Origin of the sequence: Thermithiobacillus tepidarius DSM 3134, assembly GCF_000423825.1 — a bacterium.
In the GTDB taxonomy this organism is placed as follows: domain Bacteria; phylum Pseudomonadota; class Gammaproteobacteria; order Acidithiobacillales; family Thermithiobacillaceae; genus Thermithiobacillus; species Thermithiobacillus tepidarius.
In genome coordinates, this window is the sequence record NZ_AUIS01000026.1 from 22,364 (window position 1) to 39,539 (window position 17,176).

A 17,176-nucleotide genomic window follows, 5' to 3' on the forward strand; every position below is an offset into this window, starting at 1 on the left:
AATTTTGTGGAGCACCGGAAAAAATCCAGTGCCGTCCGCCCCCTTAGGGCATGTGGAGCGCCGCCAGCATCCCCGCGAATACCGTCAAGCCGAACCAGTTGTTGTGCAGGAAAGCGCAGAAGCTCAGGGCTGGGTCGCGCGCGCGGATGAGCCATTGCTCGTAGCCGGCCAGCAGCGCGGCGAGCAGCAGACCCAGGTAAAAGGGCCAGGCAAGCTGAGCCAGATAGCCGGCCCAGGCCAAAAAAGCAAGGCTCAGGCCATGGAAAAGGGCGATCATGAGCCGGTCGAAGCGGCCGAAGAGGATGGCCGTCGATTTGACGCCGATCTTCACGTCGTCCGCCCGGTCGGCCATGGCGTAGGCGGTGTCGTAGGCCAGCACCCAACAGACGTTGGCGGCCAGCAGCACCCAGGCCAGCAGGGGCACCTGGCCGGTCTGGGCGGCGAAGGCCATGGGAATGCCCCAGCTGAAGGCCAGGCCGAGATAGGCTTGCGGCAGGTGAGTGAAGCGCTTGAACAGCGGGTAGGTGGCGGCCAGCAGCAGGGCGACCACCGCCAGACCGATGGTCAGCGGATCGAGGAAGAAGAGCAGCGTGGCCGACAGCCCGACCAGCACGGCAAAGAGGCCGAGCGCCTCGCGGGGCGTCACCCTGCCGCTGGCGAGCGGCCGGTCGCGGGTGCGGGCGACGTGGGCGTCGAAGCGGCGGTCCGAGTAATCGTTGATGACGCAGCCGGCCGAGCGCATCAAAAAGACGCCCAGGGTGAAGACCACGAGGAGATCCAGGCGCGGCCGGCCCTGGCCGGCCAGGAACAGCGCCCAATAGGTCGGCCACAGCAGGAGCAGGGTGCCGATGGGCCGGTGCGCCCGCATGAGCTGGAGGTAATCGCGCAGCTTGCTCATCGGCCTTTCCAGGCGGGCTGCCGCGGCTGTGGCAGATCCGGCAGCAGGACTTCGGTGATGAGCAGGCGATGGCCGTTCTGCCGCAGCACGGAACGGCGCGCCCACAGCTCCGGCCGCGCCGTCGTGTGGGGCAGGATGCAGTGCTCCAGACGGGCGACCGTGATTACGCCACGCCGGAGCTGGTGGCCGGGGCGGAACAACAGGTCGCCGATGGGCCGCTCGCCGCGGCGGAGCAGCGAACGCAAGCCGCTGTGCAGGTGCTTCAGAGGGATCAGGGTCTGGGCATAGACCCAGGGCGCCTGCGTCCCGCAGCGCAGCAGGGTTTCGCGCAGCAGCACGCCCTCGCCGGTCCGCAGGCCGAGCAGGCGGCGCTCCTGGGGGCCCGGTTGGGTGCGGCGGTGGCGGATCACCTGGGCACGTACCGTTCCGCGGCAATGGCGGCGCAGGGCCGCGGTAAAGGAGCCGCGCTGCGCCAGCCAGCCGCGCAGCCGGCGGGGCGGGCGGGCGCGCTGCAGCGGCTTCCAGCGCGGGACGGGCGAGCCGAGGGACATGCGTTCTAGAAGAGCTTGGTGGCGGCGAAGAAGGTCACGATGAAGCCCAGGGTGGTGTTGAGCGCCACCAGCTTGCGGATCTGCGCCAGCGCCTTGCCGGCTTCCTCCCAGCGCTGGGCGGCCACGTGGGTGCGCAGGCGCTTGTAGGGCGCGAAGAAGACGTGCGCGAAGATCAGCATCATGAGCAGGCCGAGACCGAACATGACGTGCACATAGAGGGGCACCGCACCCATGCCGCCGCTCAGGAAGATCATGCCAAGCCCGGTGGCCAGGATGATGGCGACCGCCGCCCATACGCCCGGAAAGAAGCGTCCGAAGGTGCGCACCCACAGGCTCAGGCGCTCGGGAGCGGTCATGGGCCCGGCGGCCGGGCGCAGCACCATGTAGGCGAAGAACATGCCGCCGACCCAGGTGATCACGGAGGCGACGTGCAGAAACTTGGACAGTCCGTACAGCATGGGTGCTCCTCTCCTTCTTGTGGATTATGTGCGCTCCGGGCCATGCGTCCTGCCGAGCAGGGCCCGCAAGGCCGGCAGAGCGGCCTGCATGGCCTCGTAGCCCGCCGTCATGGCCGGCACGCCCTTGTGGAACTCCAGGGCAAGGATATTCCCCAGTTTGGGCCGCAAGGTCAAATCCGGCGGCGTCTGCTGCAGCTGCAGCTCGACCAGGCGGTTCTGCATGATTTCCACCGAGCGGCGGCCCACCTGGATCAGGGAGGGATCCGCCTCGCCGTTGCCCACGTTGCGGCGCAGCCATTGGCTCAGCCAGGGCAGGTTGCGCTCCACCGCCTCTACGTCCAGCATCTCCTGCATGCCCGCCAGCCAGGCGGGCGTGGCCTTGGGCGGCGGCCAGGACTCCCGCGGGCGGCTGCCCTCGTGCACCAGCACGGCGAGCAGCGTTCCCGGGAAGAGGGCGCGCGCCACCGCCACCGGCACCGGGTCCACCAGCCCGCCGTCGGCGAAGACGCGAGTGCCGATGCGGTGCGGCCGGATGGCGAGCGGCAGGGCGATGCTGGCGCGCACGGCATCCAGCGCCGGGCCGCGGGCGAAGACCTCCTCGCGGCCGCTCTCCAGGTCGGTGGCCACGCAGGCGAAGGGGATGGCGAAATCCTCGATGTCCCGGGGACCGAGATGCTGGGCCAGGAAGGCATGGATGCGGTCGCCGCGGGTCAGGGCGCCGGTGGTGAAGTCGGGACGGAACAGGCGGAAGGTCTCCTTCCAGTCCATGCGCAGCACCAGCGCCTCCAGGTCCGCCGCGCTGACGCCGGCGCAGAAGAAGGCGCCGATCTCCGCGCCGATGGAGCAGCCCACCACCGCGCCCACCGGGATTCCCGCCTCCGCCAACGCCTTGAGCACGCCCACGTGGGCCAGTCCCCGCGCGCCGCCGGCGCCGAGGACGAGGGTGAGGGGAGCGGGTGGCCGGGACATGAGGGGATTATGCCTGTCCGCGCGGCACGCGCCAACACGGTGGGCGCACCCGTCTCGGTCCTGTCCCCGGGACAGGTCCCGGTGCTGCGAAAGCGGGTGCTTTCAGTGCTTTTGCAAGAGGATGCCGTAGTGGTAGGGCGGCAGCTCCACCAGGCTCGCCAGCCGCAGCCCGGCCGGCTCCGCCACGGCTTGCACCTGGGCCGGGGCCAGGCGCAGTTCGGTGCGCGGGCCGCGCGGCTGGCCCAGCACCGGCGTCTGCTCGCGCGGCAGGGGGTGCCAGTTGACGACGGCGAAGCGTCCGCCCGGCTTGAGGACGGCGGCCACCTCGCGCACCAGGGCGGCCTTGTCCGGCACGCCGTGAAAGGTGTTGGCCATCAGCACGTAGTCCACCGCCTCCGGCAGCAGGCGGCTAAGTGCCATGGCGTCGCCCAGGATCCAATGGCAGTGCGGGCAGACGGCCTGCGCCTGGGCCAGCAGGGCAGGATCGAGATCGAGGCCGGTGACCCGGCCAGGCGCCGCCAATTGCGCCAAGGCGGCGGTGAAGTGGCCATCGCCGCAGCCCAGATCCACCACGCTCAGCCCGGCGCCGACGCCCAGCGCCTGCAGCACCTCGGCGGGATTGGGCCACAAGGCCTGCCACCAGTCCCGATCCGGCATGACCGTGGCCGGGAACAGCCGGGCCTCCAGGTTTGCGCTGCGCTCTGCCACGTCCGTCCTCCTGTCGTGTCCGGCAAGCTTGGCGCAACGGGCGTCGGGAGGGTACAGGCGGGCGCTGCGGAGGCGATTGGAACAGCCGCCATGTCCCGGGAGCCGTATCAGTGGGCCGGGAGCGCCAGCGGCGTCTGCAGCCGGATGATCTGGTGATTGCCGTCCGGATCGACGATCTCCACGTTGTGCAGCCCCTCGACGTCCTCCTCCACGTAGATCTCGCGCGGCTGGCGGACGAGGTGATCAACCTCCTCGGTGGCGATCTCGATCAGATTGTCCTTGGGATCGTAGGACAGACCGGTGAGCGAGAGTGCATCGGCCTCGATCTGGTCGCCCAGTGCCAGTCCGGTGACTTCGATGCTCACCTGCCGGCCGCCGAGGCCGCGGGATACCCGGTCGAAGTAAGTCTGCCATTGGCTGTGGTCCAGTTTGTGCGTGGCCATGGGAAATCCTCCTTGGCTTTGGTGAGTGATAAGCCTATCTTGGGGGCGGCGGATGGCCCTATAAAGGGCCGTCCGACGATGGTCCTATGTTCGTCGGCACCCGCGGCGTCGCCGGAACGTTCGTCCCGCCGGCGGGTCACTGATCATATGGAAGAGCGCTTGGCATCACGGGCATCGAGGAGGGCAGGCAATGGACAAGGCGACTTTCGGCGCGGGATGCTTCTGGGGCGTGGAGGCGGCTTTCCGGCAGGTGCCGGGGGTGGTGGACGCGGCGGTGGGCTACATGGGCGGTACCCTGGCGAATCCGCGCTATGAGGACGTGTGCACGGACCGCACTGGGCACGCGGAGGTGGTGCAGGTGACCTATGATCCGGCGCGGGTGAGCTACGAGGAGCTGCTGCGTGTGTTCTGGCAGATCCACGACCCGACCACCCGCAACCGGCAGGGGCCGGACGTCGGCAGCCAGTACCGCTCGGTCATCTTCCATCACGATCCGGCGCAGGAGGCGGCGGCGCGGGCCGCCAAGGCGGCCTTGCAGCAGTCCGGCCGCTACGCGCGCGAGATCGTCACCGAGATCGTGCCCGCCGCTACCTTCTACCGCGCCGAGGAGTACCACCAGCGCTATCTGGAAAAGCGCGGTCTGGCCCACTGCCATCTCTGAGCCGCGGCTTCAGGCGATCTCCCCGTAGTCCAGGCGCCCGCTGAGCCAGCGCTGCACCAGCGCCTGGCAGCGCTGCGGGTCCGTCTGGCGCAGGCGCACCGAAGTCTCGGCCACCCGTTCCAGGAGGTCCTCGTCGCGGTTCAGGTCGGCGATGCGCAGGTTGGCGAGCCCGGTCTGCCGCACCCCCAGAAACTCGCCGGGGCCGCGGATTTCCAGGTCCTTGCGGGCGATGACGAAGCCGTCCTGGCTCTCGCGCATCACCTGCAGGCGCTCGCGCGCCTTGAGCGACAGGGGCGGGTGGTACATGAGCACGCAGGCGCTCTTGGCCGCGCCGCGGCCGACGCGCCCGCGTAGCTGGTGCAGCTGGGCCAGGCCCAGACGCTCGGCGTGCTCGATGATCATGAGGCTGGCGTTGGGCACGTCCACGCCCACCTCGATGACGGTGGTGGCCACCAGGAGCTGGATCTCGCCGGCCTTGAAAGCACTCATCACCGCACTCTTTTCCGCGCCCTTCATGCGCCCGTGCACCAGCCCGATCCTGAGTTCCGGCAAGGCTTCACCGAGCTCGGCGTAGGTCTGCTCGGCGGCCTGCAGCTGCAGGGCCTCGGACTCTTCGATCAGCGGGCAGACCCAGTACACCTGCCGCCCGCCCAGGGCGGCACTGCGCACCCGCTCCACCACCTCCTCGCGGCGCTGGTCGCTGATGACCACCGTGTCCACCGGGCTGCGGCCGGGCGGCAGCTCGTCCAGCACCGACAGATCCAGATCGGCGTGCACGGTCATGGCTAGGGTGCGCGGGATGGGGGTGGCGGTCATCACCAGCAGGTGCGGGTCGTCGCCCTTGGCCCTGAGCTGCAGGCGCTGATGCACGCCGAAGCGGTGCTGCTCGTCGATGATGACGAGGCCCAGGCGCGCGAACTGCACGCCCTCCTGGAAGAGGGCATGGGTGCCGACCGCCAGCTGCAGCTCCTGCCGGGCCAGAGCGTCCAGCACCGCGCGGCGCTCGGCAGTACCCTGCTTCTGCGCCAGCCAGCCGCTTTTGACGCCCAGTGGATCGAGCCAGCGCGCCATGTTGTCGCGGTGCTGCTCGGCCAGAATCTCGGTCGGCGCCATGAGCGCCACCTGATAGCCCGCCTCGATGGCGTGCAGGGCGGCGGCCACCGCCACCAGGGTCTTGCCGGCGCCCACGTCGCCCTGCAACAGGCGCTGCATGGGCGTCGGGCGGGCCAGATCGGCGCCGATCTCGGCGATCACCCGGCGCTGGGCGGCCGTGGGCTCGAAGGGCAGTTGCGCCAGCAGCTGCTGCCACAGGCGGCCTTCCGCCTGCAGCGTCGGCGCATGCTCGTTGCGCTTGCGCCCGCGCAGCAGTTGCAGCGCCAGCCGGTGGGCCAGCAGCTCCTCGAAGGCCAGGCGGCGGTGGGCCGGATGCGCGGGGCCGGGCGGTTCGCCGACGGGTTGGTGCACGGCGCGCAGGGCGCTGTGCAGATCCGGCAGGCCCAAGGCGCCGAGCTCCGGCAGGAGGTCGGGGAGTTGCGGCAGCGCCTCCAGCGCCTGCGCCATCCAGCGGCGCAGGGACTGCTGGGTGATGCCCTCGGTGGCAGGGTAGAAGGGCGTGAGGTGGTCGGGCGTGTGCAGCGCCTCCTCGCTGGCCGCCACCTGCCACTCGGGGTGAACCATTTCCAGGCCGATGAGGCCGGCGCGGGTTTCGCCGAAGCACCAGATGGCCAGCCCCCGGCGCAGCTGGGCGCGCATGCCGGGGTGGAAGTGGAAGAAACGCAGCGACAGGAAACCGGTGCCGTCGCTGATGCGCACGATCAAGGTCGGGCGCTTGCCCGGCGCCACCTCGGCCAGCTCGATGCGGCCGCGCACCGCCACTTCCTGCTCCGGGCGCAGGCCGCCGATGGGCCAGATGCGGCGGCGGTCCTGGTAGCGCATGGGCAGGTGAAAAAGGAGATCCTGCACCCGCTCGATGCCGAGATTGGCCAGGCGCGCGGCGGCGCCGGGGCCGACGCCCTTGAACGCGGTGACGGGTGCTTGGGGGTCGAGGCTCAACGGCGCGGCTGTTTGGACTGGGCCGCCTGCAGCTCGGCCAGCAATTGCGCCAGATCGATGCCGTGCATCTGCGCCACTTCTTTCAGAGTGTCATGGTTGGCGGCGATGCACTCGTCGCAGAACACGCCATGGCGGTGCAGCACCTCCCCCAAGGCCGGGTAGCGGTTGATGAGTTCCATCATCCGCAGGCTGATGTCCAGTTGCTGCTTTTCGTCGTTGTCGACCATCACGCACCTCCGCGTTCAGTCGCCCAGGGCGACTACGCCGTCGATTTCCACCTGCGCGCCGCGCGGCAGGGCGGCCACCTGCACGGCCGCGCGAGCGGGGTAGGGGGCCTGCAGATACTCGCTCATGATGCGGTTGACGGTGGCGAAGTGGCCTAAGTCCGTCAGGTAGACGTTCAATTTGACCGCCCGGCTCAGGTCCGTGCCGGCCGCCCGGCAGACCGCCTGCAGGCTGTCCAGCACCTGCTTCAGCTGGGCGGCGAAATCGCCCTCCACCAGCTGGCCGTTGCGCGGATCCAGGGGGATCTGGCCGGACAGCCAGAGCAGGCCATTGTGGCTCACCGCCTGGCTGTAAGTGCCGATGGCGGCGGGCGCAAATTCGCTTTGGATGATTTGTTTGGACATGGATTGCTTCCGTTTTGCTGCGTGGATGGACGATTCAGTTGGATGACGGCGCCAAGCGCGCCGGCCGGGGAGCGGGCTCCGCATTTTCCGCCGTGCGCGGGGCGCGCTGGACGGCGAGCACGCCGGAGCGCAGGTGCAGGTCCCGTTGCGGGAACGGGATTTCGATGCCGTGCGCGTCCAGCGCCTCGGCGATGGCCCAGGTGTAAGCCGCGTGGGTGGCGCCGGGACTGATCAGCCCTTTGCGGTCCACCCACACCACCAGCTCGAAGTCGAGGCTGCTGTCGCCGAAGCCCGTCAGCCAGACCTGCGGCTCCCGGCCCTCGCCGGTGGCGGTGCGCGGCACGCCGCGGGCGGCCTCGATCACCGCCCGGCGCACCAGTTCCCGGTCGCTGCCGTAGGCGACGCCGAAGGGCACGTGGATGCGGCGGATCGACTCGTCGAAGCTCCAGTTGACCACCTGGCCGTTGATGAAATCGGAATTGGGCACCAGCACATCCACGTCGTCATTGGTGGTGATGCGGGTGAAGCGCACGTTGATCTCCTTGACCATGCCGCGGATGCCGCTCGGCAGCTCGATGAAGTCGCCCACCTTCAGCGTCTTCTCGAAAAGCAGGATGATGCCGGAGATGAAGTTGCTGAAGATGTTGCGCAGACCGAAGCCGAGGCCGACGCCGAGGCCGACGCCGACCGCGCCGCCGAGGAAGGCCAGGTTGCTCAGGTTGACGCCCATGCTGGACAGGGCGAGCACTACGGCGATGCCGAGGATGGCGTAATGCAGGATGCGCGACAGGGTGTAGGCGGCGCCGGGATCGAAGCGCACGCCGCCGGCGGACAGGCGGGTGACGGCGTGGCGCACCGCCTTGGACAACCACCAGCCAAGGGCGAGGATCAGCAGGAACTGCAGGACGCCCACGGGGCGGATCACGCTGGTGCCGACATGGAAGAGGGGGTAGTTCAGCACCTCGTCGACACCGACGAGCAGGAGGCGGTCCAGGTTCGGACCGGCGGATAGATTTGGACTCACCGGCGTGCTACCCCTTCAGGCGTTGGATGCGGGATACCACGGGCAGGGAGCGCAGCGCACGCATGATGCGGGCCAGGTGATCCCGGTTGGCTACGTCGATGGTGAAGGTGATTCCCGTGTAGAGGCCGTCCTTCTCCTCGATGTCCACGTGGTTGATGTTGGAGCCTTCCTCGGCAATGAGGGTGGCCAGCTTGGCCAGCACGCCGCGGGCGTGCTCGACCACGGCACGGATGGTGACCGGGTATTCGCCCCTGGCTTCCGGGTCCCACTGCACGTCCACCCATTTGTCGCGGCGCTTGCGCCACTCGCCGATATTGGGGCAGTCCGGAGTGTGCACGACGATGCCGCGCCCGGCGGTGACGAAGCCGACGATGGGATCACCCGGGATGGGCCGGCAACAGCGTGCCAGCGTCAGCGGCATGCCCTCGGTGCCGCGGATGCTGAGCGAGAAATTCTTGCTCCGCTCGGCCAGGGCGTCCGTTTCCTCAAGAGGGCCCAGCGGCTCCGGCAACAGGCTGTGGGCGACCACCAGCGGGAAGACCTCGCCCATGCCGACGGCTTCGAACAGGGCCGTGGGCGTGTCCATCCGGAAGGTGGGCAGGATGCGCTGCCAGTCCTCGATCAGCACGTCGTCCAGCTTGCCGCCCAGCGAGTTGAGCGCCTTGTCCAGCAGACGCCGGCCCATGGCCTCGGCCTCGGTGCGCTGCATGTTCTTGAGATGGGCGCGGATGTTGGTGCGCGCCTTGCCGGTGACCACGAAATCCAGCCAGCCCGGATTGGGCGCGGCCGACGGCGCGGTGATGATCTCCACGTGATCGCCATTGGCGAGCGGCGTGCGCAACGGCACGAACTGGTCGTTGACCTTGGCGGCGATGCAGTGATTGCCGATGTCGGTGTGCACCGCATAGGCGAAGTCCACCGTGGTGGAGCCGTGCGGCAGGCTCATGATCTTGCCCTTGGGGGTGAAGACGTAGACCTGGTCGGGGAAGAGGTCCATCTTCACGTTTTCCAGGAACTCGCGCGAGTCGCCGCCCTGCTGCTGCAGTTCCAGCAGCTGTTGCAGCCAGGCGCGCGCCTGCTGCTGGGCGCTGCTGGTGGACTGCTCGCCGGTCTTGTAGAGCCAATGGGCGGCCACCCCCGCTTCGGCCACCCGGTGCATGTCCTCGGTACGGACCTGCACCTCGATGGGATGGCCGAAGGGGCCGAAGACCACCGTGTGCAGGGACTGGTAGCCGTTGGCCTTGGGGATGGCGATGTAGTCCTTGAAGCGGCCCGGAATGGGCTTGTACAGATTGTGCACCAGGCCCAGCACCCGGTAGCAGGTGTCCACCGTGTCCACGATGATGCGGAAGGCGTAGATGTCGTTGACGGCGTTGAAGGACAGGCACTTCTTCTGCATCTTCTGGTAGATGCTGTAGATATGCTTCTCGCGGCCCACCACCCGGCCCTCGATGCCTTCCTGGCGCAGGCGTTCCTCGATGGCGGCGCGGATCTTGGTCACCACTTCCTTGCGGTTGCCGCGCGCGGCCCGGACCGCCTCGGACAGGGCATGCCAGCGCTTGGGATAGAGGTGGGCGAAGGCCAGCTCTTCGAGCTCGATGCGGATCGGATTGATGCCCAGGCGCTGAGCGATGGGCGCGTAGATCTCCAGCGTCTCGCGCGAGATGCGCCGGCGCTTTTCCGAGGCCATGACGCCCATGGTGCGCATGTTGTGCAGCCGGTCGGCCAACTTGATGAGCACCACGCGGATGTCCTTGGACATGGCCAACAGCATCTTGCGGAAATTCTCCGCCTGCGCTTCCTCGGAGGTTTCGAACTGCACCTTGCCCAACTTGGTGACGCCGTCGACCAGGTCGGCCACGGTCTCGCCGAAGTACTGGCTCAGCTCCTCCTTGCTGACGCCCGTGTCCTCGATGACGTCGTGCAGGATCGCTCCCTGGATGGAGGGCAGGTCCAGGCGCAGCTCGGCGAGGATGCCGGCCACCGCCAGCGGGTGCAGGATGTAGGGCTCGCCGCTGCGGCGGGCCTGGCCATGATGGGCGTGGGCGGCATACACGAAGGCGGCATGGGCGCCGGCGATTTCCTCCGGCTCCATGTACTGGCGCAACGCCTCCTGCAGGGGGGCGAAGGCCTGCTCCCCTGGCGGTTCCGGGACGGCCAGGGCGTCAGGCACGAAGCGGGACAGCGCCGCCGGCGCGTCACCCTGGTGCCTGGCGGTCTCGCTGGCGGCGGGAGTGGGGAGCGTCATACGCTTCCTTCAGGCGTCAGGCCTCGTCCTCGTGCCGGTAGGGCGGCGGCGAGAACTCCCGCGGCGGGGACACGGGCTCGTCCAGCACTTCGAGGCCGACCTTGCCGGCGGCGATTTCGCGCAGGGCGATCACCGTGGGCTTGTCCTTGTCGTCGTTGATCCTGGGCGCCGAGCCCATGGCGATCTGGCGGGCCCGGCGGGCGGCGACCAGGGTCAGTTGAAAGCGGTTGCTGACGTGTTCCAGGCAGTCTTCTACGGTGATGCGAGCCATTGGGGTGTCCTTGCCGATCCAAAAAGGGGGTTAATCAAAACAACATCTTACGTCATTTGGCGTACGGATGCCAGTCGGTGCGGACCGGGTGCCGATCCGCGCAGCAGGCGGCAGGTGCCTGTTTTGGATAGCGCTACAGCCGCAGGAGTTCCCGCGTGCGCTGGCGCATTTCCTCGGTGTGCCGGCTGAGGCGCAGCCGCTCGGCATTGACGATGCAGCGCAATTGGGCCAAGGCGACGTCGAGCTGGTCGTTGACCACCACGTAATCGTACTCGTCGTAGTGCATCATCTCCCGCTGCGCTTCGCGGGTGCGCAGGGCGATGACCTCCTCGCTGTCCTGGCCGCGGTCGCGCAGCCGCGCCTCGAGCACATCGGCGGACGGCGGCAGAATGAAGATGCTGACCGTCTGCTTGGGCAGGCGCTCGCGCACCTGGCGCGCCCCCTGCCAGTCGATTTCCAGCAGCACGTCAGTGCCGATCAGCAGCTGGCGCTTCACCCAGTCCTCGCCGGTGCCGTAGTGATTGCCGAAGACGTGCGCGTGCTCCAGGAAGGCGCCCTCTTCCACCATGTGCTCGAAGGTGGCGGTATCCACGAAATGGTAGTGCTCGCCATCCCGCTCGCCGGGGCGGGGTGGACGCGTGGTGTAGGATACCGAGTGGCGCAGATCGGGCGTCTGTTCGATCAGCGCCCGGCTCAAAGTCGTCTTCCCGGCCCCGCTGGGCGCGGAAATGATCCACAGAATGCCTGCGTGGGATGGCGTTTGCACGGTTATTCCTTTCTTTTTGGCTTGCTGAACGCGGAGGCGGGACGACGCCCGGCCGGGAGCGGCGACAGGCCGTTGTCTCGGCACTCGGCCCTCATGGTTCGTCACTCGATGTTTTGCACCTGTTCGCGCATCTGCTCGATCAGTACTTTCAGGGTCACGGCGGCCTGGGTGGTTTGCGCGTCTGCGGATTTGGAGCCGAGCGTATTCGCTTCGCGGTTCAGCTCCTGCATCATGAAGTCCAGGCGCCGGCCGACGGCCTCGTCGCTGCCGAGGATGCGGCGCACCTCGCCGACGTGGGTGTCCAGGCGATCCAGTTCCTCGGCCACGTCGATGCGCGTGGCAAAGAGCACGATCTCCTGTTCCAGGCGCGCCGGGTCGACCTTGTCGCGCAGCTCGCCCAGGCGTTCTTCCAGGCGGCTGCGGTAATCGGCCAGCAGGGCGGGGACGCGGGCGCGCACCTCGGCCACCGTGGCCTCGATGGCGTCCAGGCGCTCGCGCAGCAGTGCCGCCAGCTTCTCGCCCTCGCGCGCCCGGCTGTCCACCAGTTCGCGCAAGGCATCGCGCAGCAGCGCCAGCGCCGCCTCGTGCAGCTGCTCGAGATCCACGCTCGGGCTCTGCAGCACGCCCGGCCACTTGAGGAAGTCGAGCGCCGACAGCGGCGCCTGCGCTTCCACGCGAAAGCCCACCTGCGCGGCCAGACGCGCCAGATCGTTGAGCAGCGCCTCGTTGACCGCCAGCGCGCCGTTCTCGCCGGCCACGGGCGGCGTCCAGCGCAGGGTGGCATCCACCTTGCCGCGTCGGATGCGCTTTTGGATCTGTTCCCGTACCCGCATTTCCAGGCCGCGCAGATCCTCCGGCAGGCGCGGGCTGATCTCGAGATAACGGTGGTTCACCGTGCGCAGTTCCCAGGACAGGGAGCCCAGGGCGCTGTGCGTCTCGCGCCGGGCAAAGGCGGTCATGCTGAGGATCATGGACGATTCCTAAGAGATGAAAACCTGCATTGTAAATCAGGAGCGGTCGGGGTTATAGCCTGGCCGACCTTGTAGCCCCGCTCATAACCACAATGGCCCGTGGGGGCCATTGTGTCTGTACAGCAGCAAGCGGACGGGCGTCTCTAGGGGCACATGATCTTGCTGAGATGCGTCACCAGCTCCCGCTCGTCGCTTTTGGTGTAGTCCTTGTTCAGAGTATCCAGGATCAGGCCCGCCGTCGGGCCGTCCAGGCTGTCGCGCAGCAGGCCGAGGAAGCTCGGCGGCGCCACCAGGACGAGGCGGTCATACTGATTGCCCGTGCGCCCGCTTTGCAGCTGCTGGGCCAGCTCCTGGGCAAAACGCTGGGCTTCGACTTCCTTGGGCTGGGTGGCCGGTTCCATGGCGGGACGTGCGCCCGGCGAGAAGCTCTGCTGCATCCGGCCCGGGGCATCCGCCACCAGATCCACCCCCTTTTTGCGACTGTCGGGATGGTGCATCTCCTTTACCAGTTCCAGCCCCTTGTTGCAGCCGCGATTCAAGAAAAGTCGTGCCTCGCTGGCATTGGCCACCAACACCCATATCATTGTCATAAGCAACCTCGTCAATGTCCGTTGAACGATGCCGCATCTTGTTCGGCGGGATTTCCTTCTGCTGCGATCTAGGGGATAATGGCATCCTCTGATCTAGAGGGTGCGCTGGGAAAGCATGGCCGTGTCAGCCCGTAGCCCGGCAGGGGCGCAAAGCGCCAAGCGTTCCTTGGCTCCAGGCCCGGAACTCAATATCATAAGCCACGAAACTCTTGCGCTGTCCTCTGTCTAAGCATAGGCCAATTTTCTGTAGTGGAGTTCCCATGTCCGCCCAAGCCAAGAACCAAGACAAGTCCGCCGAAGTGGACTTGAGCCCCTACTGCTGCTGCTCCGAGGCCAGCTTCAACGAGATCCTGGCCCGGCAGCGCGCCGAGCCGCTGCCTTTCATGGACCTGACCATGGTCCACGCCGCCTGCGGCTCCGGCTGCGGCAGCTGCCTGGAAGAGCTGGAGAACTTCCTCAAGGAGCATGGCGCTTACATCGAGGATTGAGACGCCCGGGGCGCGCGCTTGACGCCGCCTCGCTGCGCGCTTGTCCGCCCGGTGCGGGCGGGCGATCCTCTGACGCCTTTTCAGCCGCCCGCCTGGCTGCGCGGCGGCCATGCCCAAACCATCTACGCCGCGCTGCTCGCCCCGCGGCCGCCGGTGGCGTATCGGCGCGAACGCTGGGCCACCCCGGATGGCGATTTCCTGGATCTGGACTGGATCGACGGGCCGGCGGATGCGCCGTTGCTGGTGCTCTTCCATGGCCTGGAGAGCAATTCCGGCGGGCACTACGCCCGCGCCCTGATGGCCGCCCTGCGGGCGCGTGGCTGGCGCGGCGTGGTGCCGCACTTTCGCGGCTGCAGCGGCGAGCTGAACTGTCTGCCGCGCGCCTACCACGCGGGCGATAGCGCGGAGATCGGCTGGATCCTGGAGCGCCTGGGGCGGCAGCGCGATGCGCCTTGCCTTGGCGTCGGCGTCTCCCTGGGCGGCAACATGCTGCTCAAGTATCTGGGCGAAGCCGGGGCGGCGGCCGGCCGCTGGCTGGATGCCGCCGCCGCGGTCTGCGCGCCGATGGATCTGGCGGCGGCGGGCGCGGCCCTGGATGCCGGCTTCAACCGCCTCTACACCTGGCATTTCCTGCGCAGCCTCAAGCCCAATGCAGCCGCCCGCCTGCGTCGCTTTCCCGAGCTCTTCGACGCCCGGGCCCTGCGCCGTGCGCGTACCCTGCGCGCCTTCGACGATACCGTGACCGCGCCCCTGCACGGCTTTCTCGGGGTGGACGACTATTGGCGCCGCGCATCCAGCAAGCCCCACCTGCCGCACATTCGAGTGCCGACCCTGCTGCTCAACGCCCTGGACGATCCCTTCTGCCCCGCCGACGCCCTGCCCGGGTCGGCTGACGTATCCGAGCAGGTGCGCTTGGACTACCAATCTGCCGGGGGGCACGTGGGGTTCGTGGCGGGGGCGTTTCCGGGGCATTTGCAGTGGCTGCCAGCGCATTTGCTGGGGTATTTCGAGGGGGTGCTCGGGAGCTGAGCGGGACGCCTCGTCCGTTCACAGCCTCCGATTCAGCACGCACCTCCCGCTTGTGCTATGTTATGGTTTTTGCACACCCCGAGCCCCCATGCTGAATACCCTGATCCGACAAATCCTTACCAGCCGCGTCTACGACGTGGCCCGGGAGACGCCGCTGGAGGCGGCCGCTAATCTGTCGCGCCGGCTGCACAACGCGGTGTCGTTCAAACGCGAGGACCTGCAGCCCGTGTTCAGCTTCAAGCTGCGCGGCGCCTACAACATGATCGCCCACTTGCGCGAGGCGGAGCGGACGCGGGGGGTGATCACGGCGAGCGCCGGCAATCACGCCCAGGGGGTGGCCTTCTCGGCCCAGCGGCTGGGCATCCGGGCCGTCATCGTCATGCCGCAGACCACCCCGGAGATCAAGGTGGACGCCGTGCGCGCCTATGGCGCCGAGGTGGTGCTGGCGGGCGACAGCTATTCGGACGCCAAGGCGCATTGCGACCGGCTGGTGGCGGAAACGGGGCTGACCTTCATCCCTCCTTTCGACGATCCGCTGGTGATCGCCGGCCAGGGCACCATCGGCGACGAGATCCTGCGCCAGAGCCACGGCCATCTGGACGCCGTCTTTGTGCCCGTAGGAGGGGGCGGGCTGATTGCCGGGGTGGCCGGCTTTCTCAAGGTGCTGATGCCGCAGGTGCGCATCATCGGCGTGGAGCCCTTCGAGGCCGACGCCATGTACCAGTCCCTGCAGGCTGGCCGGCGCATCGCCCTGGATCAGGTGGGCATCTTCGCCGACGGTGTGGCAGTGCGCGAGGTGGGCGAGCACACCTTCGCTATCGTCAAGGATACTGTGGACGAGATCATCCGCGTCAGCAACGATGAGATCTGTGCCGCCATCAAGGACGTCTTCGACGACACTCGCGCGGTGATGGAGCCCGCCGGTGCCCTGTCGGTGGCGGGGCTGAAGGCCTATGTGGCGCGCGAAGGCGTCAGCGGCCAGCGCCTCGTGGCCGTCCTGTCCGGCGCCAACATGAACTTCGACCGCCTGCGCTTCGTGGCCGAGCGGGCGGAGCTGGGCGAGCAGCGCGAGGCGCTCTTTGCCGTGACCATTCCCGAGCGGCCCGGAGCCTTCCGCGCCTTCTGCAAGGCCATCGGCCGACGGGTGATCACCGAATTCAACTACCGGCTGAGCGGTCGCGACAGCGCCCATATCTTCGTGGGCATCAGCACTCAGTCGCGCAAGGACGCCCGAATCCTGACCGAGACGCTGAGCCGGCAAGGCTATGCCACCACCGATCTGTCCGACGACGAAATGGCCAAGCTGCACATTCGCCATCTGGTCGGCGGCCATTCGCCCGAGGTGCGCAACGAGCTGGTATACCGCTTCGAGTTTCCCGAGCGGCCCGGCGCGCTGATGGAATTCCTCGACAAGCTGGGCGGGCATTGGAACATCAGCCTGTTCCACTACCGCAACCACGGCGCCGATTTCGGCCGGGTGCTGGCCGGCATCGAGGTGCCGCCGGCGGAGCTGCCCGAATTTCAACGTTTTCTGGAGCAGTTGGGATACCCGTACGCGGAGGAGGGGGGCAACCCCGCCTATCAGCTTTTCCTCGGTTGAAGGATGGATCCGGGACAAGAAAAAAGCGCGCCAATCGGCGCGCTTTTTCGTGGACAAAAAACCCCGGATGGCGTTGTTGCCGCCATCCGGACAGTCGAGGCAGGCCCCTTTACAGCAGGGCCTTGCCGAAGAGCAGCTGCGGCATCGGGCTGGGCGTGCCGGGCACCAGCGCGTAGGTCGCGCCGTTCTGCACCAGTACCGCCTGCTGGCTCAGCGAGCCATTGGCCGAGAAGCTGTTGTTGATCAGCAGCCCGGAACTCAGGTTGCCCAAGGGCATGTTGGCGGTGCTGTTGTAGAAGTAGCCCTTGCCCGAACCGGCCAGGATGGTCGCCTTGGTCGATGAGCCGCGGTCGAAGCTGCTGCCTTCGACGCCCGAGTCCGGACCGATCATGGCCACGCCCCGGTCATCGGCGCGGAAGTAGCAGCCGACGTAGCTGATCGGCTTGTTGTTCTGCACGCTGGGGTTGCCGCCGTTGTTGATGAAGTCCGTGTTGACGAACAACGTGGAGTCGTTGTTGGCCATGTAGGCCGCATACTCGCGGTTGTCCTGGAACAGGGAGTTGACGAAGGCGTTCAGGTTGTTCTGGCGTTTGGCGGGCCAGTCCAGGCCGCGGCCGTTCTGGACGAACTGGCAGTTGTAGAACACGTTCTTGTCCAGGTAGGCCATGCCGGGGTTGTCGCCGCCGCTCCAGTTCGGGTCCACCTGTTGCTTGATGCCCACGCCGTTGCGGAAGAAGTTCACATGATCGATGAAGTTGTTGTCCCACGCCATGATGCGGTCGATGAAGATGCCGGCCTCGCGCATGTCGCGGATGGTCAC

20 protein-coding genes are annotated in these 17,176 nt (G+C 67.8%); 4 read left to right on the forward strand and 16 right to left on the reverse strand.

The features are described from left to right. Positions 1-43 precede the first annotated feature (43 nt). The 6 genes from ubiA to G579_RS0111470 all read right to left on the reverse strand — a co-directional run bounded on the left by ubiA (position 44) and on the right by G579_RS0111470 (position 4,027). The gene (ubiA, locus tag G579_RS0111445; RefSeq protein ID WP_038019631.1) at positions 44-898 is read right to left on the reverse strand and encodes a 4-hydroxybenzoate octaprenyltransferase; all 855 of its coding nucleotides are present in this window, start codon (positions 896-898) and stop codon (positions 44-46) included. Further along, on the reverse strand, positions 895-1,449 hold the full coding sequence (locus G579_RS17220) for a chorismate--pyruvate lyase family protein (protein ID WP_051181470.1): 555 nt from the start codon (positions 1,447-1,449) through the stop codon (positions 895-897). Before G579_RS17220 ends, ubiA begins: the two co-directional genes overlap by 4 nt. Positions 1,450-1,454: 5 nt before the next feature. Beyond that, on the reverse strand, positions 1,455-1,907 hold the full coding sequence (locus tag G579_RS0111455) for a CopD family protein (protein WP_028990299.1): 453 nt from the start codon (positions 1,905-1,907) through the stop codon (positions 1,455-1,457). Positions 1,908-1,931: 24 nt separating this feature from the next. Further along, complete coding sequence (locus G579_RS17225) at positions 1,932-2,876, reverse strand: patatin-like phospholipase family protein (protein ID WP_051181472.1); 945 nt, start codon at positions 2,874-2,876, stop codon at positions 1,932-1,934. A 102-nt stretch (positions 2,877-2,978) separates the two neighbouring features. After that, entirely contained in the window at positions 2,979-3,584 is a 606-nt protein-coding gene (locus G579_RS0111465) for a class I SAM-dependent methyltransferase (protein ID WP_230973843.1), read from the reverse strand. Between the two features lie 107 nt (positions 3,585-3,691). Next, a complete protein-coding gene (locus G579_RS0111470) occupies positions 3,692-4,027 on the reverse strand; it encodes a DUF5335 domain-containing protein (RefSeq protein ID WP_028990301.1) in 336 nt (111 codons plus the stop codon). Between the two features lie 190 nt (positions 4,028-4,217). On the opposite strand from G579_RS0111470, the gene msrA reads away from it, so the two are divergent. Beyond that, the gene (msrA, locus tag G579_RS0111475; protein WP_028990302.1) at positions 4,218-4,688 is read left to right on the forward strand and encodes a peptide-methionine (S)-S-oxide reductase MsrA; all 471 of its coding nucleotides are present in this window, start codon (positions 4,218-4,220) and stop codon (positions 4,686-4,688) included. A 9-nt stretch (positions 4,689-4,697) separates the two neighbouring features. Here the strand turns inward: msrA and recG are convergent, their stop codons facing one another. The 9 genes from recG to G579_RS0111520 form a co-directional block, all read right to left on the reverse strand. Beyond that, positions 4,698-6,740 (reverse strand): ATP-dependent DNA helicase RecG, encoded by a 2,043-nt coding sequence (gene recG, locus G579_RS0111480; RefSeq protein WP_028990303.1) that lies wholly within the window; start codon positions 6,738-6,740, stop codon positions 4,698-4,700. Then, a complete protein-coding gene (locus G579_RS0111485; protein WP_051181474.1) occupies positions 6,737-6,967 on the reverse strand; it encodes a DUF1858 domain-containing protein in 231 nt (76 codons plus the stop codon). Before G579_RS0111485 ends, recG begins: the two co-directional genes overlap by 4 nt. 15 nt (positions 6,968-6,982) lie before the next feature. Then, positions 6,983-7,369, reverse strand: coding sequence for a RidA family protein (locus G579_RS0111490; RefSeq protein ID WP_028990305.1), 387 nt, complete (start codon positions 7,367-7,369; stop codon positions 6,983-6,985). Positions 7,370-7,403: 34 nt separating this feature from the next. Then, on the reverse strand, positions 7,404-8,393 hold the full coding sequence (locus G579_RS17230; protein ID WP_211218726.1) for a mechanosensitive ion channel family protein: 990 nt from the start codon (positions 8,391-8,393) through the stop codon (positions 7,404-7,406). A gap of 7 nt (positions 8,394-8,400) precedes the next feature. After that, entirely contained in the window at positions 8,401-10,641 is a 2,241-nt protein-coding gene (locus tag G579_RS0111500; protein ID WP_081662754.1) for a RelA/SpoT family protein, read from the reverse strand. A 16-nt stretch (positions 10,642-10,657) separates the two neighbouring features. After that, complete coding sequence (rpoZ, locus tag G579_RS17235; protein WP_051181477.1) at positions 10,658-10,912, reverse strand: DNA-directed RNA polymerase subunit omega; 255 nt, start codon at positions 10,910-10,912, stop codon at positions 10,658-10,660. Between the two features lie 133 nt (positions 10,913-11,045). After that, the gene (gene gmk, locus G579_RS0111510; RefSeq protein WP_028990307.1) at positions 11,046-11,678 is read right to left on the reverse strand and encodes a guanylate kinase; all 633 of its coding nucleotides are present in this window, start codon (positions 11,676-11,678) and stop codon (positions 11,046-11,048) included. A gap of 101 nt (positions 11,679-11,779) precedes the next feature. Continuing rightward, positions 11,780-12,649 carry a YicC/YloC family endoribonuclease gene (locus G579_RS0111515; protein WP_028990308.1) on the reverse strand — a complete coding sequence of 290 codons (870 nt, stop codon included), beginning with the start codon at positions 12,647-12,649 and terminating at the stop codon, positions 11,780-11,782. A 143-nt stretch (positions 12,650-12,792) separates the two neighbouring features. Next, positions 12,793-13,239: a host attachment protein gene (locus G579_RS0111520; RefSeq protein WP_028990309.1), complete on the reverse strand. Its 447-nt coding sequence runs from the start codon at positions 13,237-13,239 to the stop codon at positions 12,793-12,795. Positions 13,240-13,499: 260 nt separating this feature from the next. On the opposite strand from G579_RS0111520, the gene G579_RS0111525 reads away from it, so the two are divergent. The 3 genes from G579_RS0111525 to ilvA all read left to right on the forward strand — a co-directional run bounded on the left by G579_RS0111525 (position 13,500) and on the right by ilvA (position 16,356). Beyond that, entirely contained in the window at positions 13,500-13,727 is a 228-nt protein-coding gene (locus G579_RS0111525; protein ID WP_028990310.1) for a hypothetical protein, read from the forward strand. A gap of 18 nt (positions 13,728-13,745) precedes the next feature. Beyond that, positions 13,746-14,756: a YheT family hydrolase gene (locus G579_RS17240; RefSeq protein WP_230973844.1), complete on the forward strand. Its 1,011-nt coding sequence runs from the start codon at positions 13,746-13,748 to the stop codon at positions 14,754-14,756. An 88-nt stretch (positions 14,757-14,844) separates the two neighbouring features. Beyond that, complete coding sequence (gene ilvA / locus G579_RS0111535) at positions 14,845-16,356, forward strand: threonine ammonia-lyase, biosynthetic (RefSeq protein ID WP_028990311.1); 1,512 nt, start codon at positions 14,845-14,847, stop codon at positions 16,354-16,356. Between the two features lie 109 nt (positions 16,357-16,465). Here ilvA and G579_RS19230 read toward each other — a convergent pair. After that, positions 16,466-17,176: hypothetical protein (locus tag G579_RS19230; protein WP_028990312.1), on the reverse strand; the 711-nt coding region annotated here is incomplete at its 5' end.